Origin of the sequence: Nitratidesulfovibrio sp. SRB-5 (genome assembly GCF_019931275.1) — a bacterium.
Lineage (GTDB): Bacteria > Desulfobacterota > Desulfovibrionia > Desulfovibrionales > Desulfovibrionaceae > Cupidesulfovibrio.
Genome location: NZ_JAIOTY010000001.1, coordinates 707,255 through 728,436, shown reverse-complemented (window position 1 = coordinate 728,436; position 21,182 = coordinate 707,255). Strand labels below are relative to the sequence as shown.

The window sequence follows — 21,182 nt, the reverse complement described above, 5'->3', positions numbered from 1 at the left end:
CCGAAGCATCGGCACCTGAAGCGTCGGCACCTGAAATCGCATCCCCCGACGTCTCATCCCCCGACGCTTCGCACGTCCCGCCCATGCCTTCGCCCCCCGCCACGCCCCACCCCACCTTTGGCGAGGCCCTGCGCACCTGGCTGCGCATCGGCTGCCTGGGCTTCGGCGGGCCAGCCGGTCAGATCGCCCTGATGCACCGCACCGTGGTGGACGAAAAACGCTGGGTAGACGACGCGCGCTTCCTGCACGCCCTGAACTACTGCACCCTGCTGCCGGGGCCGGAGGCGCAGCAGCTTGCCACCTACGTGGGCTGGCTGCTGCACCGCACCGCAGGGGGCATCGCGGCGGGCACGCTGTTCGTGCTGCCCGGCTTTTGTGTGGTCATGGCGCTGTCGTTCATCTATGCGGCATACAAGCAGATTCCCGCCATCGACGCACTGTTCTGGGGGCTGAAGCCCGCCGTGCTGGCCGTGGTGCTGGAAGCACTGCTGCGCGTGGGGCGCAGGTCGCTGCGTGACGGTTTTTCACTGGCGCTCGCGGGCGGCGCGTTCGCGGCGCTGTTCGCCTTCGGCGTGCCCTTTCCGGCGGTGGTCTTTGGCGCCGGGCTGCTGGGCTGGCTGCGTGCGCGATACGCGCCTGCAACCAGCGGCGGCAACGGCGCCAACGGGCACAAGGGACACAAGGGGGGCACCACCCCGCACGCCCCCGCGCGCGGCGAAAATCCCCCCGCCCACCTTCCCCTTCCGGCCATCCGCGACATGCCCGATCACGCCCGCCCTTCCACCGCCCGCGCCCTGCGGGTGCTGGCCACCTGGCTGCCGCTGTGGCTGGGCCCGGTGTTGCTGCTGGGCCTGCTGCTGGGGTGGGACAACGTCTACGCGCGCATGGGCGTGTTCTTCAGCAAGATGGCGGTGGTCACCTTTGGCGGGGCCTACGCGGTGTTGGCCTACGTGGCCCAGCAGGCCGTGGAGGCGCACGGCTGGCTCACCGCCGCCGACATGCTGGGCGGCCTTGCCCTGGCGGAAAGCACGCCCGGCCCGCTGATACTGGTATTGCAGTTCGTGGGCTATCTGGCCGCGTGGAACAGCCCCGGCGCGCTGCCCCCGGCCCTGGCCGGACTGCTGGGGGCCACCCTGACGGTGTGGGTCACCTTCACCCCGTGTTTCCTGTGGATATTCCTGGGCGCACCCTACATCGAAGCCGTGCGCGGCAGGCCCGCGCTTGCCGCCGCACTGGCGGGGGTAACCGCCGCCGTGGCCGGGGTCATCGCCAATCTCTCGTTGTGGTTCGGGCTGCATGTGCTGTTCGGAACCATTGGCGCGTGGGAAGGGCCGCTGGGTCTGCGGCTGCCCATGCCTGTCCTGTCCAGCCTGGATCCGGTGGCCGCCCTGCTGGCTGTGGGCGCGGGCGTGGCCATGCTGCGCTTCAAGGCCCCCATGCTGCCGGTGCTGGCTGTCTGCGCCGGGCTGGGCGCGGTGATCCGCCTGGCCCTGTAAGCAGCCGGGCCGGACGCCGCTTCCTTCCGCCCACGTTCCCTTCCCCAAACGACGAACGCCCCCGACGCAGCATCCTGCGCCGGGGGCATTGTCATCCTGCGTTGCGGAATCGATCCGCGCGGCTATTGCACGGGCTCGAAGTATTCCTTCTCCGCGTCGCACCACGGACACACCCAGTCCTCGGGCAGGTCGGCGAAGGGGGTATCGGGGCCCACGCCATGCTCGGGGTCGCCTTCGGAAGGGTCGTACACATAGCCGCAGGGGCACTTGTATTTCTGCATCGGTGTCTCCTTGCGCCCTGTCGGCGCCGTTTTGACCTTCCCCGCATACGGTCGCGCACGGCCCGTGCGCGGATGCGGAAGAATATGGTGAAGGTGGATGAGGCGCGCCCGGATGTGACGGGCACGCCGAAGTTGCTACGGGATCAGGTACGACTTCACCGAACGCACGCCGCTCACGGCGCGTGCCACCATGACGGCGCGGTCCACGTCGGCCTGCGCGCGCACCATGCCCAGCAGCACCACCTGGCCGCCGTACACTTCAAGGTCGATCTGGGTGGAACTGAGGGCCTTCTCGGCAATGAGGTTGGTGCGCACCTTGGTGGCCACGGCCAGGTCGTCGGCGGTGTGGCCGGTGCCCGGGTCGAACCAGTGGGTGGTCACGGAGCGCACGCCCTTGACCTTGCGGGCGATGGCCACCGCCGGGTCGCGGAACGACGACGGCACCTCGCCCACCAGAAAGACCCGCCCGGCGTAGCTGTACACCTTCACGGCGTAGCCGTCGGAAGCATCGCGCTGCATGAGGTCGGTCTTGATGGAAGAGCGGATGGTGCTGTCGTCCACCATGGTGCCCACGGTGCGTTCGTCCTGCGGCACGGAATAGACGGCACAGCCGCCAAGGCCGGAAAGCGCAAGCACCGAGGCCGCCAGCAGCAGCACCGGAACGACGGCGGAAAGGATACGGCGTTTCATGGCTGTCTCCTGCGTTGTGTTCTTCGGTTGGTTGCCCCCCTGGCGCGCTGCCCCAATGCCGGAAAGGCGCGGCGCGGACGCGGGGATTCATGGTGAAATATAGCACGCGACGGGCGCGCTGTCACCGGGGCCCAGCATCCTTCGGGCGCCCTGCGGGAGGACTGCCGCCGGACGAAGCGTTCCTCTTGACCACGGGCATTGCGCCCACCTACCATGCGTCACGCGGCCCCTCCGCCCCGACCGTGCCCGCCCCAAACCGGCGGAACCGGAAACGCCACGCGGGCGGCCCCCCTGCGCCGGATACCCCGGACCGAAAGCCCATGACCGGGCGCCGCGCCCCGCACACCCCCAACACGTCCCCGCAACGACGCCAGGAGATCGCCGCATGACCCCCGAACAGCGCGCCGTCCTCGACCATATCCTGTCCCGCGCCCTAGACGCCGTGGCCCCCGACCGCGCCGTGCACCGCCACGTGCGCCGCAACGGCAACATCCTGCACATCGCGGGGCGCGACTACGACCTTTCGGCCCACGAGCGGGTCTACGTGGTGGGCGCGGGCAAGGGCGCGGCCCCCATGGCCGCCGCGCTGGAGGACATCCTGGGCGACCGGGTGCACGACGGCGTGGTGGTGGTGAAGTACGGGCACACCGCACCGCTGAAGCGCATCGCCCTGCGCGAGGCCGCCCACCCCGTGCCCGACGCCGCCGGGGAGCGCGCCGCCAACGAAATCCTGGACCTGGTGCGCACGGCGGGCCCGCGCGACCTCGTGCTGTGCGCCCTTACCGGCGGGGCCAGCGCGCTCACCCCGGCGCTGCAACCGGGCATCACCCTGGACGACATGCGCGCCGCCACCACGCTGCTGCTGGAATGCGGGGCCACCATCCACGAGATCAACGCCCTGCGCAAACACCTGTCCGCCTTCGGCGGGGGCAACCTGGCCCGCGCGGCGGCCCCGGCGCGGGTGGTTTCGCTGATCATCTCCGACGTGGTGGGCGACGACCTTGACGTCATCGCCTCCGGCCCCACCTCGCCCGACGTGTCCACCTATGCCGACTGCAAATCCATCGCCGACAGGTTCGGCATTCTGCACAGGCTGCCGGGGCCGGTCGTCGAACGGCTGACGGCGGGCCTGCGCGGCATGGCGGCGGAAACGCCCAAGCCCGGCGACCCGGTGTTCGGCGCGGTGCAGAACTGCATCGTGGCCAGCAACCGGCTGGCGCTGGAAGCGGCGGCGGAAGCAGCCGCCGCGCACGGCTACCGCCCGCGCATCCTTACCGACACCATGACCGGCGAGGCGCGCGTGCGCGCCCGCGAACTGGTGGAGGAAGCAGCCAGCGCCGCCGAAGGGCTGCCCCACCCGGAAGGGCCGTTCTGCCTGCTGGCGGGCGGCGAAACCACCGTCACCATCACCGGCGGGGGGCTTGGCGGGCGCAACCAGGAAATGGCCCTGGCCGCCGCCATCCGCATGGACGAACTGGCCGACTGCCAGCACATCGCCATGCTCTGCGCGGGCACCGACGGCACCGACGGCCCCACCGACGCCGCCGGGGGCTACGCATCGGGCAGCACCCTGTGCGTTGCCCGCCAATGCGGGGTGGACGCCCACGGACACCTTGCCGACAACGACGCCTACCATTTCCTGGACCGCACCGGACACCTGCTGCGTACCGGCCCCACCCTGACCAACGTCATGGACCTGGCCGTGCTGCTGGTGGACGCGCCCAAGGGCAAGCCCGCCGCATGAACGACAGCGGGCGCAGGAAGGAAGCCGTGCAGGACGACCACGGAGCCACAAGGCCGAAAGGAACGGGCAAGGTCGGCAACCGCCCCGCATCGCGCCCCGGGCATCCTTTTGCCGGGTTGCGTTCCGTGGGACCGGCAACCCGGCGCGACCTTGACCTGCTGGGCGTGCACACCCTGGCCGAACTTGCGGCGGCAGACCCGCAGGAACTGTACGACCGGCTGTGCGCGGTCACCGGGCAGCGCCACGATCCGTGCGTGCTCGATGTGTTCGCCTGCGCCGTGGCCCAGGCCCGTGACCCGCATCTGCCCGCCGCCCGGCGCGACTGGTTCGCCTGGACGCCCCACCGCAAGGCGGGAACCCTGCCCGAGGCCCTGCCCCCGCGCCCCGGCAAGGCCGCGAAATAGACAGGCGAACGAAGACGGCGGGGCCGGATCCCGGAAGGGTGCCCCCTTTCCCCCGCGCCCTTCGGCGTACTCTCCACCCCCCCCAAAAAAAACGCAAAACGCCCCGCGTCTCCTTGCCGGAGACGCGGGGCGCGGAAATCTGCGGCCCGTGGGCTGCCTACTTCACGGAATCCTTCAGCAGCTTGCCGGGGGTGAACTTCACCACCTTGCCGGAAGGAATGGTGATTTCTTCGCCGGTGCGGGGGTTGCGGCCCTTGCGCGCGGCGCGTTCGGTCACCTTGAAGCTGCCGAAGCCGGTGAAGGTCACGGATTCGCCAGCGGCCAGGGCGTCGGCGAGCACGGCGATGGTGGCGTCAAGGGCGCCTTCGGCCTGGACCTTGGAGGCAAGACCGGCCTTGGCGCGGATCTTTTCAACCAGTTCAGCTTTGGTCATCGGTATCTCCATATGGGGGTTTCGTTCCGCGCGCGCTCCGGCGGCGCGGTATTGCATGCACGTGGTGCAAGGGCGCAGCTTTTACAGAGGTTGGCCCCCTTGTCAACCGTTTGCGCCCACGAAGGCGCGTCGTTGCTTGATTCGTCACCCAAAAGCCCCCCTCCGGGCATGCCGTGCCGAACCGTCCCGCCGCCAGCGCAGTGCCGGGGCACGCCGCAACAACGGCAAAACGCGCTCCGCAACCCTTTGATTTCGGCCCCGCTTGCGCTATAGAGCCCCCACAGGCAAGAGAGAAACAGGGGGACGCAGGTCACATGGAAGTGCGCATCGAACGCCTGCCAGAACTTCGCGTGGCCGGCATCCGCGTGCTCGGCCCCTATGCCGAATCGGGGCCGAAGGCGTGGAAGCTGCTCACGCCGTGGATCGCACGGCGGCAAGTGACCAGCGCCTCCACCATGTTCCTGGGGCTGTGCCACGACGACCCGGAAATCACCCCGCCGGAGCGCATCCGCTACGACGCCATGGTCACCGTGCCCGAAGACTTCGAGCCGGACGACTACGTCATCGTGCGGGTCATCCGCGCGCGGGAATACGCCGTGGCCGTGCACAAGGGCCCCTACGCCACCCTGCCGTGGTCGTGGTCGGCGCTGTACTGGGAATGGCTGCCCGCCAGCGGGCGCACCCCACTGGGCGCACCCCGCATGGAGGCCTATCTCAACGATCCCGGCGCCACGCCCGAAGACGAGCTGCTGACCCGCCTCTACCTGCCACTGGCCCCGCTGTAACACCCGCCGCCCCGGCGGCGAACATGCATGCGCCGCGCACCGCGCTTCGCGCACAGGAGGAACAATGCTTCGCAACAACATTTCGCGCACCCTTGCCGCGCTGCTGCTGGTTCTTGCCGCACTGGCCCTTTCGGCCTGCGCCCCCGGCAACTCGGTCCGCCTGCTCTACTCCCCGCCCGATGCCGCGGTGCTGCCCGATCCTTCCGCCCCCCGCGTGACCGTGGTCATGTTCGAGGACAAGCGCCCGCTGGTGCAGGTGGGTGAACGCAAGGACGGCACCTCGTTCGTGGCCTCGTCCACCGTGTCCGACTGGGTCAGCCGCTCGCTGGCCGACGAACTGGCCCGCCAGGGCTTGCAGGTGTCCTTCGCCCTGACGCAGGAACAGGCCCGCGCTGGCGGCCCCGACTACATCGTCACCGGCGTGGTCAACGAGGTGTGGCTGAAGGAACTGAAGACCACCGAATTCAGCACCTCCATGAAGCTGGCCGTTTCCGTTTCCGACTACACCAAGGTGCTGTATACCGAGCATCTTTCCGGCGGCCAGTCCAAGCAGGTCATCCCGGCTTCCGACGTGGTCGAAAAGCTGCTGGCCGAAACCCTGCGCGACGTGCTGCAACCCGCGGCCCGCAAGATACAGGCCACCGTGAAGAAGTAGATGCGCCACTCCGGACGGGCGGCGCCGGGCCTTGCAACGGGCCCGGTTCCGCCCCCTTCCGCCCGCCTTCGCACCGGGCTTGCCCCGCTGCTCTGCGGCATCGCCATCCTGTTGGCGACAGCCGCCACCGCGCACGCCGCCAGCACCGTCACGGTGCCCTTCGGCGGCGGCCTGCGCAAGGAATCCGCCATCGTCATCGCCCGTTCCGCCGCGCGCCGGGCCGCGCTGCGCGAAGGCGTGCCCGCACTGCTGGAAGGTTCCGCCGCATCCTTCGCCGCCCTGGCCGCGCACGATCCGCAACGCCGCCTGGCCGTGACGTCCGCCGTGCTGACCACCCGCGTCACCGCCGTCACCGTGGAAGGGTACCCCCCCGAGGTCCGCGTGGCCGTGACCGTGCAGGCAGACCCGCCCGCATACGCGGAACCCGCCGCCAATCCCCCCCGGCCCGAGGCCGCTGCCGGAAACGGCACGCCGGACACGGCGGCATCCGCCCCGTTGCCAACCACCGCCGATGCCGTCCGCGCCGTGCTGCGCAACGACCCGCTGCTGGAACTGCACGAAGAGGTGCTGCGCCGAGAGGCCGCCCTGACCGAAGAGGCGCTGGACGCGGCCCAGGCCACCGCCCGCCACGTGGCCCGCCACGGCGGCGAGGACGAAAGCCCCTTTGCCCAGCGGCTGGGCGCGCTGGCCCGCTCTCTGGAGGCCCTGGACCTGTACCGTGCCTGCCTGTCCGGCATTGCCGCCGACGCGGACGGGACGGACGGCACGGGCGGACAGGCACACGGCAGGGCCGCTGCGTCCGGAAAGCCCGTTGCCCGGACAACCGACCTGACAGGCGGCCAGACAGATAGCCAGACAGGCGGCCTGACGCATGGACAGGCAGCCAACGGCCAGCCATCCCCCGCCGTCTCCACCATGGTCGCCTTCGTGGGCGGTTGGGGCCTTGCGCCGGAAGCCATGCTGCGCCACATGCGCCGCGCCGTCTCGCTGGACACGCGCAACCCGCTGCTGTGGAACGCGCTGGGCGAGGCCCTGCTGCTGCTCGACCGTCCGCAGGACGCCATGGAGGCGCAGGACCGCGCCCTGAAGCTGTCGCCCGGCTTCGCCCGCGCCCTGCACGCGCGCGCCGTGTGCCACCTGCGCTTGCAGATGCCCGCCCTGGCCGTGGCCGACGCCTCTGCCGCCATCCGCCTGCGGCCCGACGTGGCCGCCAACTGGCGGGTGCGCGGGGCCGCATGGCAGGTGCGCGGCGAACCCGGTCCCATGTGCGACGATTTTTACCGGGCCTGCGCCCTGGGCGATTGCGAAGGTCTGAGCCTGGCGCGCGGGCGCGGGCAATGCCGCCCGACACCGGGCGGGACCATTGCACCCCGCGCGGACGGCGACTCCAGCGGAGGCGGCGCGCAGAACGGCCACAACGGGCAGGACCGACAGGATCGGCAGGACCGGCAGAACGGGGGCACCGGGCCAAGCGGAACCAGTTCCGACGCCGCGCCCGTGACCGCCGTCGGGATTGCCCCCGATGCCACGCCGGATGGTGCGCCCGGGGCCACCCTAAACGTTCCGCAGGACGCCGCACTGTTCAACGAGCATGTCCCACGCGATTTCCCATCCGCCATGACGCCGCCCCCCGCGACCAATGGAACGGCCGGGACAGGCGAAACAGGCGAAACGGGCGGAGCGGGCGAAACGGGGCGCGATGCGGGACGGGCAGCCAGCCTGTACGAGTTGCCGGACGACAGCCCGGCCCCGCGCACGCTGCCCTGAGGCGCGGCAAGCCAGTCACTTCAGTCAGCCGGAAGATGCACACGCAGAGCGCCCCCGCTGGCAACCCGGATGGCAACCCAGACGGCAACCCGGATGGCGCGAACCCGCCGATACGGGTATGCTGTCAAAGGCGCTGGCCCCGGCACGCCGGGCCGGAGAGATCACCGGGTCTGACAGGCCGGATGCGGCCCGCCTGCCCACCCCCAGGCCATCCGCCGGCCACCCGCCAGCCATCCGCCGGCCACCCGCGCCGCGGCGCGACAAAAGTGGTCGGCCGCGCTCCGAGGGGCTGGAACGCGGCCGACGCTGCAAGGGGGAGGATGAGTGGCCGGGTTGCCCGTGCCGCGTTCCTTCGGTGATACGCATGCTGCCGTACGTATCTTCCGGGTCTGTGTCCCGTACGCGGGTACGGGGCGGAAGCGGCGTGGAGACCGTAAACGGGTTTCCGGGGCACCACGCTTCCACCCTAGCATCGATTGATGCCCCGGCAATGATAACTTCGCCGCCACGGCTGCGCCTTTGCGCACCGCGCACCCACAGGAGCTGCCCATGTACGATGCCGAAACCCTGGGAAAATATGCCGACGTCATGCTGTGGGGCCTGGCGCGCGGTCGGCGCGCGCCGCTGCGCAAGAGCGACATCGTGCTGGTGCGTTTCGACCTGCCGGGCCTGCCACTGGCCGAGGAGTTGTGCGGCAGGCTGCACGACATGGGCATGATTCCCGTGCCGCGCATGCAGCCCACCCCGCGCATGGAACACGACCTTTACGCCAAGGCCAACAACAAGCGCCTGACCACGCTGATCCCCGGCGAACGCGACCTGTACAGCCACCTTGGCGGGTGCATCACCATCATCGCGCCGGAATCGCTCACCCATCTCGCCTCCATAGAGCCGGAGCGCATCGCCATGGCCCAGGCCGCCCGCCGCCCGTTGCAGGACATTGCCCACCTGCGCGAGGACATGGGCGCCTACGGCTGGACCCTGTGCATCTGGCCCACGGCGGCCCTGGCCGGGCAGGCCGGGCTTTCGCTGGACGATTACGCCGACGAGGTGAGCCGGGCCTGCCTGCTGGGCGAGGCGGACCCCGCCTCCACCTGGGCCCGCGTGGCCAGGCAGGCCGAGAGCATCCGCACGAAACTGGACGAACTGGGCGACGCCACCCTGCACGTGGAGGCCGACGGCACCGACCTGCGCCTGCGCGTGGGGCGCATGCGCCGCTGGGCCGGAGTGACCGGTCGCAACATCCCCAGCTTCGAACTGTATGTCTCGCCCGACTGGCGCAGCGTGGAGGGGGTGTACACCGCCGACCTGCCGTCGTTCCGTTCCGGCAACATCGTGCAGGGGGTGCGGCTGGAATTCCGGCAGGGCCGGGTGGTGCGGCTGGATGCCGAACAGGGCGAAGGCTTTGCCACCGGGCAGCTGAACAGCGACCCCGGCGCGGCCATGCTGGGCGAATTCGCCCTGGTGGACCGGCGCTTCTCGCGCATCACCCGGTTCATGGCCAACACCCTGTACGACGAAAACCACGGCGGCCCGCACGGCTCCATGCACGTGGCCCTGGGCCAGTCGTACGCCAACACCTTTTCCGGCCCGTCCGACGAACTGACCGCCGATGCCCGGCGCGACCTTGGTTTCAACAGTTCCAGTCTGCACTGGGATCTGGTGGCCACCACCCCGCGCAAGGTCACCGCCGTCACGCCGGGGGGCATACGCGTGGTGATCTACGAGGACGGCGAATTCCGGCTGTAGGCATTGCCTCCGGTCCGCTCCCTTCCGTACGCCGAGGGCATTTGATACGGCTGCACCGCACCCCGCCGGGGGTACGCAACCCACTCCCCCTCAAAAGGAAACCGGCATGGCCCGCGACATGATTCAGGAAAAGGTCTACGGCTCGGTGTGGCCCGCCGGGCAGGACATGCTGCGCGCGGCGGCCACGGCCATCGGCGAGGAATGGGTGGAACTGGAGGGCGACCTGCTGCGTATCGCCTACGAAGGCCCGTACTGCGACGCGCAGGAACTGGCCGACGCCATCGCCCCGCACCTGACCCCGGACTGTCAGGGCCGCATCGACCACATCGACATGGACGCCTGGCGGCTGACCCGCTACCGCATCGAAGGAACGAACATCAAGAAGTCCAGCGCCGGGCTGAACCACGTGCTGGCCTATTCCGGCCACTAGCGGAACGGGGGCGGAACGGCCCCATCCGCCCCCCCCACCACCGCCCTGCACCACCGCCCCGCCTCCACCGTCCGTTCATCCCTTGCCAACCGCCCGCCTCCACCCGTCTGACTCTCGTCTGGCTTTCGTCTGGCCCTGATCGCCGCCCCCCGTGCGGCGTGCCCTGCGCCCGCTCCTGCCCGTCAATCCGCCTCCGCGCCTTGCCGCCGCCTGCACCCTGTGCCAAGGTGGCGCAGGGTCCGTGGTGCGCGCTGCCGTCCGGTGACGGTCCGGAGCAGCGCCTGTCCGGAGGAGCGACTGTCCGGGGCAGCGATTGTCCGGGGCAGCCACGGCTTGGGGGCGGCCACGGCCCGGGACGCACCACCATCACGGCAAGAAGGGAGGCACGCCATGCCGAGAGACATCGAACTCGTCCTGCACGGGGAACCGGTTACCGAAGGCGCGGGCGTACGGCTGCGCCGCATGTTCGGCTACTACGAGGCCCCCATGTTCGACCCGTTCCTGCTGCTGGACGACTTTCGCTCCGACAGGCCGGAAGACTTCATCAAGGGTTTTCCGTGGCACCCGCACCGGGGCATCGAAACCATCACCTACATCCTGCGCGGCGACGTGGAACACGGCGACAGCATGGGCAACAAGGGGGTCATTTCCTCCGGCGACGTGCAGTGGATGACGGCGGGCAGCGGCATCATCCATCAGGAAATGCCCAAGGGCGACGCGCACGGCGCCATGCACGGGTTCCAGCTGTGGGCCAACCTGCCCGCCAGCCACAAGATGATGGAGCCCCGCTACCGCAGCATCACGGCGGCGGAAATCCCCGTGGCGCGGCTGCCGCAGGGCGTGACGGCAAAGGTCATCGCCGGGACGGTGCACGGCGCGGCAGGGGCGGTGTCGGGCCCCGCGGCGGACATCGTCACCGACCCCGGCTACCTGGACCTGACCATTCCGGCGGGGGTGACGCACGAGCACCCCGTGCCGCACGGGCACACCGCCATCGTCTACGTCATTGACGGAACCGGGGCGATCATCGGAACCGGCGGGGAGAGCGCAGGGGAAAAGGCCGGGGAAACCGCCGTGGCCAACCGCACCCTGGTGCTGTTCCGGCGGGCCGGGGATGGCAATCCGGCGGAAGGCGGCGACAGCGTGGTCGTCCGCGCGGGGCAGGACGGCCTGCGCCTCCTGCTGTTCACGGGGCGTCCGTTGGGCGAACCCGTGGCCTGGCGCGGGCCCATTGTCATGAACACCGACGCGGAACTGGAAACCGCGTTCCGCGAGGTGAGGGCGGGCACCTTCATCCGCCACCCCGCCCCCGCCGGGCTGGACCGGTAGGACGTTCCGCGCCGCATCCGGCCCGTCGAACGCACCCCGTCGGCCATGCCGCCACGCTGGGGACAAGAGACCACCGGGACAACGGAGATGGACGGAAACGGGGGGCAGGCGGAAGCGGACGACGAATGCGCGGCGGCAGGCAAAAGGAGGCACCATGACCACAGAGCACAGGATTCGCAGGATCGGGCTCGCGGCGGCGCGGGCCTTCGTGCAGGCTCGCACGGGCATCGTGCTGGACGTGATGGTGCCGGAGCACTTCGAGCAACGGCACATCCCCGGCGCGTTGCAGGCCTGCGTGCATGAGGTGGTGTTCTGCGATGCCGTGGCCGCGCTGGCTCCGGACCGGGCGGTGCCGGTGCTGGTCTATGGCGCGGGTGCGGGGTCGCAGGACGGGCGCATGGCGGCGGAAAAGCTGCTGCGGCTGGGCCACGCCGACGTGCGCTGGTTCGCGGGCGGGCTGGAGGCATGGTGCGCCGCAGGCCTGCCGCTGGAGGGCAGCGCACCCCATGCCCGACCGGACGCCCACCCGCCCGTGGTCATGCCCGACGGCACGTACATGCTGGACACGGCGGCATCCGCCATCCGCTGGACAGGCCGCAACGACAACGGCGCGCACCACGGCACCGTGAATTGCGCCGCTGGCTCGCTGGCCTTCTCGCGCGGGCACGGCACGGGCGACCTGCGCATCGACATGCGCTCCATCCGGGACCTGGACATTGCCGACGCCGCGCTGCGCCCGGTGCTGGAAGCGCATCTGGCCTCGGACGACTTCTTCTTCACCGCCCTGTTCCCGCAGGCCGCGCTGGAAGACATGGCCCTCGCGCCGCTGCCCTCCGCCACGGCCACAACCCCCAACTACAGGCTGACGGCGCAGTTCGCCCTGCGGGGCATGCGCAGAAGGCTGGCGCTGAACGTGGCGTTGCGCGGCGTGGGCGATGCGGGCGGTCTGGCGCTGGCCGGGCACTGCGATCTGAACCGCACCCGCTGGGGCGTGCTGTACGGCTCTGCCCGGTTTTTCCGGCACCTGGGCCACCACCGGGTTGATGACGCCATCTCGCTGGATTTCCGGCTGGTGTACGCACCTGCCCGGGGCCGGTGACGATACGGGCACGACGGATCGCAACGGCAAAACGGCACGCGGTGGGGCGGAAAACAGCCCGACCGCGTGCCTTCGTCACGAAGATCAAGAAAGGGAGGGGCAGACGGTCCGAACAGGCCGGGCAGGCGGTCCGCGCAGGGGCAAGGTCCGGTCCGCCGATGCTGACCGGGCACCGGGAAACCCGGCCCCGTGGCAATGCGCCCGCTTCAGCAGACCTCGTCCAGCATGTCCAGAATGTCGTCCACGTTGAAGGGCAGCACATCGTCGAAGCAGACGCCCGCCTGCACGCCGCTGCACCAGGCCACCCGGCCCTGCGCTCCTTCCAGGGCTTCTGCCAGGGCCTTGGGCACCTCCACCAGGCTCACCACCTCGCCAAAGGGCAGCCCGTCCGTCGCGCAGAAGGGGGGCAGTTGCAGCATCACCCCGCCCGAGCTGATGTTGCCGAGCATGCACGGCAGGTCTCCGGCATCGCGGCGCAGGGTGACGAAGCAGGGGCAATCCAGTTGCAGCCGGGGAAAGACGCGGCGGTCGTCGCTCATGATTTCTCCTTGCCGGATGGGCCGCCGGGGCCATGCCGCCGGGGCCGGGTGCTGCGGCGGTGCCGCCATGATTCGTCCGGAGCCGTCATGGAACGCCATGGCTGCATCCGTGCCCCTGCCCGTGCCCCTGCCCGTACCCCTGCCCATGCCTGACACGCAATGCCGTCGCGATGCGAACCCGCCCTGCGCGAGGAAGAAACAGGACGTTCGCCCGGCATGGCTGCCCGGCTCCGCGCGGGGCCGGTGGCCGTCACGCGCCGGGGGTGTCTGGCACCGGGGTGTCCGGCTTCGAGACAGCCGATGTAGGATCATCGCTGCCGACATCGTCGGGACCAGCCTCGCCGGGCCTCTCTGCCCCCTCCGGCGCGCCAGAGCGCAACCCGGTCAGGACGAAACGCAGGAACTGCTCGGCCACGGCCAGCCCCGGATTGGCCTCCAGCGCGCGGCGCAGACAGTCGGCGGCCTGCTGGGGCCGCCCCGTCTCGTAGTACACCCGCGCCAGGTTGAACAGGATGCGGTCTTCCTGGCCGCTCACGGCCAGGGCGCGTTCGTAATAGTATTCCGCCGCCGCGTAGTCGCCGCGCTTGCGCAGGCCAATGGCCACCCCGGCCACGCGGTTCTGGAAGTCGGGCACCATGCGCAACTGGCACATGCCCGCCAGCATGGCCCGCAGGTCGGGCACGTCGTGTGCGCGCGGCACCAGCCCCGGCCTGCCCCGCAGCACGGCCAGCAGGCCTTCCAGCACGCGCTGCTGGTCGAAGGGCAGGGCCAGCGGGCTGAACTGCTCCACCGAAAAGGGCGCATCGGTCGGCAGGTCGTCGATGTAGGCGGCCAGCGCCTCTGCCGCCGGGCGGATGAACTTTTCGTAGCAGTCCGCGTCGGGCAGGAAGTGCTCGATGAAATCGGCCTCCGGCAGTTCCTTCACCAGTCCCGAAGGCAGGTGTGCCTCGGTCAGCGGTTGCAGGATGTACCGCCCGCCCTCCGCAAGCTCTGCCTTCCCTGCCCGGCCAGATCCGTCCGGACGCTCCGGCAGGCCCGCCGGGTCCGGTCCGGCGGCCTGGCAGGCGGCCAGCCAGTAAATCTTCTGCGAAACATCCCTGCTCGTGGAGCCCATGCCCGTGCGCTCGGTGCGCACGGAAACATACACCCCCAATACCTGCGGCACCATGTGCCCCCCCTTCTCGCGCGGGCCCGGCCAATTGCCCGGTGGCATGCCCGCCTATCGACCCGGTGCCTTCCGTGGCCCCGGCGGTGGCAGGCCGTTCCCCGGCCAGTCCGCGTCACCGCGCGTTCCCGTTTCTTCACGGGGTGATGGCATGGCGCGCCCCGCCGCGTCAATGAGACTTGGGAATGCCCCGGAAAAAGGCCGGGCACTTACGGTGCGGCCTGCACGCGCGAATCCGGACGCCCGGCGTGGCGCAAACGCCCCAGACATGCGCAAACCGGGCCCGAACCCTTGGCGCGGCGCATGAAATGATGCATGATGGCGGTGGACCAGCAGCCATCGGATGCCCCGCCCTCCACCGGCCAACGCTCGACAGGCGCCGTCCCGGCACCTGTCACGAGCGGACCGCCAAACCGGGCCGCCCCAATGCCGGAACGTCCGGTTCCGGGCGCCCGCACGGCCCCCGAAAGCCCCGCAGGCCGCGGGTAGCCCAGCAGGTTGTCATGACGTCCGAACAGCCCCCAGCCTCTCCCGTTCCACCGGAGTCTCCCAGTCCGCCGTCCAACTCCTCTCCCCCCGCTCCGCCGCCCGTGCTGGGCGTCGACCACGTTTCCGAACGCATCCGGGCCAAACTGGCCGACTACACGCGCTACAATTTCAGCGCGCGGCAGATCTGCGCGTTCAACGTGTTCTTCGACCTGGCCCAGGAATTCGACGCCCTGCCCGACCTGTACGCCCTGGCAGTGCTGGTGCCGCGCATCCTGTTCGACATGCAGGCCGAACTGTACGTCCTGGATGCCACCGGCATTCTGGTGCGCCGCAACCCGGACATGGCCCCCTTCGCGGACAACCCGCCCCAGCGCGACCACCTGGCCGAGGGGCCGCACATGCAGGACGGGCAGTACCGCATCCCCGTGCGGGGCCGCCATGCCGATCGCGAAAGCCTGCCCTTCACCCCCGTGGGCGACGTGCTGGGCATGATGGTGCTGCACCCCGCTGCGCCGCTTACCGACCACGACCGCTTCTACTACGAAAAATACGCCAACCGCGTGGGCTTCCAGCTGCACAACCGGCTGCTGCAAATGAAGAACCGCGAGCATATCCGGTTCATCCGCAGCCTGGTGCACGACATCGGCCACAATGTCATCGTGCCCAACATGTACTTCAAGCTGCTGTTCCGGCAACTGGAAGGCAAGATACAGGCCATGGGCGAACTGCGCGAAACCCTCAGCGCGGGCGGGCGCATGCCCAGCGGGCCGGAGGCGGAAGCCATCCGCCAGTTGGGCTACCTGCACGAACGGCTGGACGAACAGTACCGCGAAATCTACCGCCACTTCCTGCAATCCAGCCTGTTTCTGGAAACGCTGCTGCGCCAGAGCCACTTCGACCAGGGGCACTACGTGCTCCAGAAGACGGAAATCGACATCGCCCAGCGGGTGGTGGTGCCGCAACTCGAACGCTTCCGGGCGCGGCTGGAGGAAAAGGGCATCACGGTGCGCATGGACATGCGCCCGGACTGCGAACACGTGCGCGTTTCCGCCGACGTGGGGCTGATCAGCCAGGTGCTGGCCAACCTGCTGTCCAACGCGGTCAAGTACACCCGCCCCACCCCGGGCGCGCTCCGCCAGGCCTTGTACTGCCGCATCTGCCGCGTGGCCGATGCCTTCGGCCCCGGCAAGCCGGGTGCGCGGGTGGAGGTGTTCACCACCGGTCCCGCCGTGTCCGCCGATGACACCCCCCACCTGTTCGAACCGGACTTCCGGGGGGCCAACACCCTTGGCGAATACGGCACCGGGCACGGCCTGCACTTTGTGCGCGAAATCGTGGACCTGCACGGCGGGCGCGTGGGCTACGAGGCGCAGGAAGGCGGCAATGCCTTCTTCTTCATGCTGCCGTGCGACACCCCGGCCCGCGATTGACGCCCCCCTGCCGGATTGGCGGTTTGCCGGTTTGGCGGGCTGGCGGACTGGCGTACTGTCAGACTGACGGACTGCCAGCCCGGCACGCTGACGGGGTATCGGGCCAGCTGCCCGGTTGGCGTGTCGACCTGTCGCCCCCCTGTCGCCCCTGTCACCCCTGTCGCCCCTGTCGACCTGCCGACCTGCCGACCTGCCGACCCGCTGTCCTTCTATCGCGATGTCTTGCCATCCCGCTGTCCGGCTTCCCCCCTGTTCCGCTGTCCTGCTGTCCTGGCCTGCCGGGCGGCCCCCCTGCCGTCCGGTCTTGCAACCGCCTGCGCCACATACCGCCCCCCACTCCTGCCGTTCCACATGCAAAACTGACGGGGTCACTCCACCCGGACGCTGACAATTTCGCAAAAACACGATCCGACACACGGGACGCATCCGCCTTCAGCCGTGCCAACCACCCGCCATCAACGGCGATATTCAATGCGGGCCTGCAACAATACCATGACGCAACGCCGTGAATTGAAACATTAATGTCAAAAGCGTAACCCCACGGGTTGCCCGCATTCCCGTATTCTGCTACTTCGCAGGCGCGGGGCGCGTCGGCAGCCGCCGTGGCCTCATCCGCCCCGGTCGCCCACCGTGCGCCAGACCGTACGCCAGACCGTGCGCCAGACCGTGCGCCAGACCGTGCGCCAGACGGTACGCAAGATCGCCCCAGCCCGCCCAGACCGAATCGTGGAGCACCGCGTGATCAAATTCGACCATGTGCACAAGTGGTACGCCAGCGGACTGCATGTGCTGCAGGATATCACCCTTGAAATCAGGCAGGGCGAGGTTGTCGTCATCTGCGGGCCCAGCGGGTCCGGCAAGAGCACGCTGATCCGCTGCATCAACAAGCTGGAACCCATCCAGAAAGGCCACATCGTCGTCGACGGCGTGGACATCAACGACCCGCGCACCAATCTCACCATGCTGCGCGCCGAAGTGGGCTTCGTCTTCCAGCAGTTCAACCTGTATCCGCACATGACAGTGCTGGAAAACATCACCCTGGCCCCCCTGCTGGTGCGCAACACCCCCCGCGCCGAAGCCGAAAAGACGGCCATGGAGCTGCTGGAAAAGGTGAACATTCCCGACAAGGCAGGCGCCTACCCCGGCCAGCTTTCCGGCGGGCAGCAACAGCGCGTGGCCATCGCGCGCGGCCTGGCCATGAAGCCGCGCATCATGCTGTTCGACGAACCCACCAGCGCGCTGGACCCGGAAATGATCAACGAGGTGCTCGACGTCATGCGCCAGCTTGCCCGCGAGGGCATGACCATGGTCTGCGTGACGCACGAAATGGGCTTTGCCCGTGAAGTGGCCGACCGGGTCATCTTCATGGACCAGGGCGTCATGGTGGAAGAAAACACCCCGGAAGCGTTCTTCAGCAATCCCGTCCACGACCGCACCAAGGAATTTCTCAGCAAGATTCTCACGCACTAGCCATCCGCCCCGCACGCGGGGCACACGCCTTGACTGTCGCCTTTCTTGCCGTTGTCGGCCCGCCGCCCCTTTTGCCGAAGGGGCCGCAGCCCCCCAGGGGGCCTGCCCGCATGTGCGGGGGCCATGGGCAACCCAAAACAGGGAGAAGGATATGCGCTTGGTCAAACTGCTTGCAATGGCTTCGGCCCTGACCGTGCTGATGGCCTCCGTGGCCATGGCCGGTCCGGTCTTCGACCGCATCCAGAAGGAAAAGAAGATCCGCATCGGCATCATGACCGACTCCATCCCCGGCGCCTTCTACAATGAAAAGGGCGAATGGGGCGGCTTCGACTACGACATGGCCACCGAAGTGGCCAAGCGCATGGGCGTGGAAATCGAACGCGTCCAGGTGAACAACAAGACCCGCATCGCCCTCGTGCAGTCGGGCCAGATCGACCTTTCCGTGTCGAACATGACCCACACCCGCGAGCGCGACAAGTCGGTCGACTTTTCGCTGACCTACTTCTTCGACGGCCAGAAGATCCTGGCCAAGAAGGGCCAGTTCAAGTCCGTGAAGGACATGGTGGGCAAGAAGATCGCCACCATGCAGGGCACCACCTCCGAAGTGAACGTGCGCCGCGCCCTGAAGGAAGCTGGTGACCCCAACGCCGAAACCAACGTGATCTCCTTCCAGAAGGAATCCGAGTGCTTCCAGGCGCTGCAGAACGGCCGCGTGGCTGGCTGGTCCACCGACGCCTCGATCCTGGTCGGCTACGCCGCCAAGACCCCCGGCCAGTTCGAACTGGTGGGCGACTTCCTGTCCGACGAGCCCTACGGCATGGCCATGCCCCAGGACGATTCCGCCCTGCGTGACGCCGTGAACGCCGCCATCCAGGACATGTGGAAGGACGGCACCTACAAGACCATCTACAACAAGTGGTACGGCCCGGGCACCCCGTTCGAAATGCCGCTGGCCGGCCAGATCGAAATGTGGCCCTAACGGTCCACACCTGCTGAACATTGTGCGCAAGCCCGGCCCGTCCGGGCTTGCGTATTGTTGAAGACCCGCGCACCAGCGCGCGGACGGGCGGCAACCCTGCGGCCGCACGCCCGCACATGCACCAAGACCACGCACGCGCCGCCGCCACCGCACCCCGCCGGGGCACGGCGCGCCCCTCTCCGGAACGGCACATGATCCGATACTGGCTGGAAAAGACCTGGGTCCAGAACGCGGTCCTCATCTCGCTGGCGACGTTCGCCATCTACTACTGCGGCTGGGTCTTCGACTTCGGCTACGAATTCAAGTGGAGCATGCTCTTCACGCGCAACGAGACCTACGGCGTGGTCATGGGCGCGGAAATCCTGAAGGGCCTTGCCAACACGGTGCGCATCTCGCTGATCAGTTCGGCCCTTGCGCTGCTGCTGGGCACCATGCTGGGCCTTGCGCGGCTCTCGCTGTTCCGCCCGCTACGTGCCACGGCCACCTGCGTCATCGAATTCTTCCGCAACACGCCACTGCTCATCCAGCTGTTCTTCTGGTATTTCGCCTTTCCGGCCATTCTGCCCGACAACGCGCGCGAGGCGCTGTTCTCCATCCAGTTCGAATTCTGGTGCGCCACCATCGGCCTGTCCATCTACACCGCCTCGTTCATGGCCGAAGTCATCCGCGCCGGGCTCCAGTCCATCCCCAAGGGGCTGCTGGAAGCGGCCTACTCCTCGGGCCTGTCCTATTTCCAGGTGCTGCGCACCATCATCCTGCCGCTGGCGTTCCGGGCCATCATTCCGCCGCTGGGCAGCGAGTTCCTGAACAACATGAAGAACTCGTCGCTGGCCATGGTGGTGGGCGTGGCGGAACTTACCTGGCATGCCCAGCAGGTGGAATCGCTGACCTTCAAGGGCTTCGAGGCCACCAGCGCCGCCACGGTGCTGTACCTTTCGCTGTCGCTGATAATCTCGTTCATCCTCAACGGGGTGAACGGACGCATGCGGCTCGACACCGCCCCCGGCCGATCGATTCCGGTGCTGGTGGTGGGCGCGCTGCTGACGCCCCTGGGGCTCATCCGCCGCATGTTCATCCGGCCCGTCACCCGCGCCCTGCGGGCCCGCCGCCGCGCCGCCGCCGAGACCACCTACACCCCGCTGGCGGCCATGCTGCACCAGTTGGGCGGTCACGCCGCCCGCGCCGCCGCGCTGACGGGCAAGGGGTTGTTCGTGGCGATGCTGGCCGGGCTGCTCTATTCGGTGGGCAAGGGGCTGCTGGGCTTTCAGTGGCACGTGGTGTTCGAAAACCTGCGCTCCCTGCTCATCTGGCACTTTCCCACCGGGCGGCCGGACGAGATGTTCCTGGGCCTTGGCGGCCTTGCCTATTCGCTGCTGATGGCCGTCATCGCCATTTCGGTCAGCTTCTTCATCGGGCTTGCCGTGGGCGTGGGGCGCTCGTCGTCCAACCGGGTGTTCCGCATCCCCTGCCTGCTGTACATCGAGCTGATTCGCGGCAACCCGCTGATCATCGTCATCTTCTGGGTGTACTTCTTCATCCCGGTCATGTTCGGCACCACGCTGAACGTGTTCTGGTCGGCCACATGGGCGCTGACGGCCTTTACCGGGGCCTACCTTGCCGAAATCGTGCGCACCGGCATCCAGAACATTCCGGCCGGTCAGGTGGAGGCGGCCTACTCCACGGGCCTCACCTACCTGCAGGCCATGCGCAAGATCGTGCTGCCCCAGGCGCTGAAACAGATGATTCCCGCCATCGTGGGCCAGTTCATCGCCATCTTCAAGGACACCTCGCTGGCCTTCGTGCTGGGCGTGCTGGAACTGACCTTCGTGGCCCAGGGCATCAACAACCGCCTGATGATCCACCCCATGGAAATCTACGGCACGGTGGCCTTCCTCTACTTCATCTGCTGCTACTCCATGTCGGTATTCGCGGCGCGGCTGGAACGCAGGCTGTCGCCGGAAAAGGTCAGCCTGCGCATGTGACGCACGCGGCGCACCGCGCGCCATGCACCGCGGGCACCTGCTCCTTTGACGCTCACAAGGCCCCCGCCGTCCTTCCCCGGAAGCGACGCGGGGGCCTTCACGTTGGACTGGCGCGGGCGTGCGCCGCCCTGATAACCGGAAGTGGCCGCTGCAAACTCGAAGCAACACCTGCAATCTCCAGGAGGCACCCAAAGGGGCCTTTGCGCGGCTCCGCCACCCCTCTTCCGCGTTGCAACATCCCGTCGTTTCTGGAACCCTGGACATGG

19 protein-coding genes are annotated in these 21,182 nt (G+C 68.8%); 14 read left to right on the top strand and 5 right to left on the bottom strand.

Annotation, left to right across the window (positions count from 1 at the left end; all coding sequences use genetic code 11):
• The first annotated feature begins 83 nt into the window (after positions 1–83).
• Positions 84–1,496: a chromate efflux transporter gene (gene chrA / locus K6142_RS02795; RefSeq protein WP_190245934.1), complete on the top strand. Its 1,413-nt coding sequence runs from the start codon at positions 84–86 to the stop codon at positions 1,494–1,496.
• A 122-nt stretch (positions 1,497–1,618) separates the two neighbouring features.
• Here the strand turns inward: chrA and K6142_RS02790 are convergent, their stop codons facing one another.
• Together K6142_RS02790 and K6142_RS02785 are read right to left on the bottom strand one after the other, a co-directional pair.
• On the bottom strand, positions 1,619–1,777 hold the full coding sequence (locus K6142_RS02790; protein WP_007526996.1) for a rubredoxin: 159 nt from the start codon (positions 1,775–1,777) through the stop codon (positions 1,619–1,621).
• A gap of 135 nt (positions 1,778–1,912) precedes the next feature.
• Positions 1,913–2,467: a BON domain-containing protein gene (locus tag K6142_RS02785; RefSeq protein WP_015946426.1), complete on the bottom strand. Its 555-nt coding sequence runs from the start codon at positions 2,465–2,467 to the stop codon at positions 1,913–1,915.
• A 385-nt stretch (positions 2,468–2,852) separates the two neighbouring features.
• Here K6142_RS02785 and K6142_RS02780 point away from each other — a divergent pair, with 385 nt between their 5' ends.
• Both K6142_RS02780 and K6142_RS02775 read left to right on the top strand, forming a co-directional pair.
• Positions 2,853–4,211, top strand: coding sequence for a glycerate kinase (locus K6142_RS02780; protein WP_190245932.1), 1,359 nt, complete (start codon positions 2,853–2,855; stop codon positions 4,209–4,211).
• On the top strand, positions 4,208–4,615 hold the full coding sequence (locus K6142_RS02775) for a helix-hairpin-helix domain-containing protein (protein WP_190245931.1): 408 nt from the start codon (positions 4,208–4,210) through the stop codon (positions 4,613–4,615). The genes K6142_RS02780 and K6142_RS02775 overlap by 4 nt, the downstream gene beginning before the upstream one ends.
• A 157-nt stretch (positions 4,616–4,772) precedes the next feature.
• Here K6142_RS02775 and K6142_RS02770 read toward each other — a convergent pair whose 3' ends face one another.
• Complete coding sequence (locus K6142_RS02770; protein ID WP_007526990.1) at positions 4,773–5,048, bottom strand: HU family DNA-binding protein; 276 nt, start codon at positions 5,046–5,048, stop codon at positions 4,773–4,775.
• Between the two features lie 314 nt (positions 5,049–5,362).
• On the opposite strand from K6142_RS02770, the gene K6142_RS02765 reads away from it, so the two are divergent.
• The 7 genes from K6142_RS02765 (at position 5,363) to K6142_RS02735 (ending at position 12,862) form a co-directional block, all read left to right on the top strand.
• Positions 5,363–5,833, top strand: a complete 471-nt coding sequence (locus K6142_RS02765) for a GyrI-like domain-containing protein (RefSeq protein ID WP_190245930.1) — start codon at positions 5,363–5,365, stop codon at positions 5,831–5,833.
• 64 nt (positions 5,834–5,897) lie between these two features.
• A complete protein-coding gene (locus K6142_RS02760) occupies positions 5,898–6,488 on the top strand; it encodes a hypothetical protein (protein ID WP_190245929.1) in 591 nt (196 codons plus the stop codon).
• Complete coding sequence (locus tag K6142_RS02755; RefSeq protein WP_223380743.1) at positions 6,489–8,255, top strand: tetratricopeptide repeat protein; 1,767 nt, start codon at positions 6,489–6,491, stop codon at positions 8,253–8,255. It begins immediately after the preceding gene.
• A 549-nt stretch (positions 8,256–8,804) separates the two neighbouring features.
• Positions 8,805–10,004: an aminopeptidase gene (locus K6142_RS02750; protein ID WP_190245484.1), complete on the top strand. Its 1,200-nt coding sequence runs from the start codon at positions 8,805–8,807 to the stop codon at positions 10,002–10,004.
• Positions 10,005–10,110: 106 nt separating this feature from the next.
• Positions 10,111–10,434, top strand: a complete 324-nt coding sequence (locus tag K6142_RS02745) for a hypothetical protein (RefSeq protein ID WP_190245485.1) — start codon at positions 10,111–10,113, stop codon at positions 10,432–10,434.
• Between the two features lie 390 nt (positions 10,435–10,824).
• Positions 10,825–11,763, top strand: a complete 939-nt coding sequence (locus K6142_RS02740; RefSeq protein ID WP_190245486.1) for a pirin family protein — start codon at positions 10,825–10,827, stop codon at positions 11,761–11,763.
• Between the two features lie 154 nt (positions 11,764–11,917).
• Entirely contained in the window at positions 11,918–12,862 is a 945-nt protein-coding gene (locus K6142_RS02735) for a YceI family protein (protein ID WP_190245487.1), read from the top strand.
• Between the two features lie 206 nt (positions 12,863–13,068).
• Here K6142_RS02735 and K6142_RS02730 read toward each other — a convergent pair whose 3' ends face one another.
• Positions 13,069–13,401, bottom strand: a complete 333-nt coding sequence (locus tag K6142_RS02730; protein WP_190245488.1) for a PilZ domain-containing protein — start codon at positions 13,399–13,401, stop codon at positions 13,069–13,071.
• A 250-nt stretch (positions 13,402–13,651) separates the two neighbouring features.
• A complete protein-coding gene (locus tag K6142_RS02725) occupies positions 13,652–14,569 on the bottom strand; it encodes a tetratricopeptide repeat protein (protein ID WP_190245489.1) in 918 nt (305 codons plus the stop codon).
• A 500-nt stretch (positions 14,570–15,069) separates the two neighbouring features.
• On the opposite strand from K6142_RS02725, the gene K6142_RS02720 reads away from it, so the two are divergent.
• The 4 genes from K6142_RS02720 to K6142_RS02705 all read left to right on the top strand — a co-directional run bounded on the left by K6142_RS02720 (position 15,070) and on the right by K6142_RS02705 (position 20,916).
• Positions 15,070–16,485, top strand: coding sequence for a sensor histidine kinase (locus K6142_RS02720; RefSeq protein ID WP_190245490.1), 1,416 nt, complete (start codon positions 15,070–15,072; stop codon positions 16,483–16,485).
• Positions 16,486–17,223: 738 nt separating this feature from the next.
• A complete protein-coding gene (locus K6142_RS02715) occupies positions 17,224–17,955 on the top strand; it encodes an amino acid ABC transporter ATP-binding protein (RefSeq protein WP_007526977.1) in 732 nt (243 codons plus the stop codon).
• A gap of 151 nt (positions 17,956–18,106) precedes the next feature.
• Positions 18,107–18,934 carry a transporter substrate-binding domain-containing protein gene (locus K6142_RS02710; RefSeq protein WP_190245491.1) on the top strand — a complete coding sequence of 276 codons (828 nt, stop codon included), beginning with the start codon at positions 18,107–18,109 and terminating at the stop codon, positions 18,932–18,934.
• Positions 18,935–19,125: 191 nt separating this feature from the next.
• Positions 19,126–20,916: an amino acid ABC transporter permease gene (locus K6142_RS02705; protein ID WP_190245492.1), complete on the top strand. Its 1,791-nt coding sequence runs from the start codon at positions 19,126–19,128 to the stop codon at positions 20,914–20,916.
• Positions 20,917–21,182: the final 266 nt, after the last annotated feature.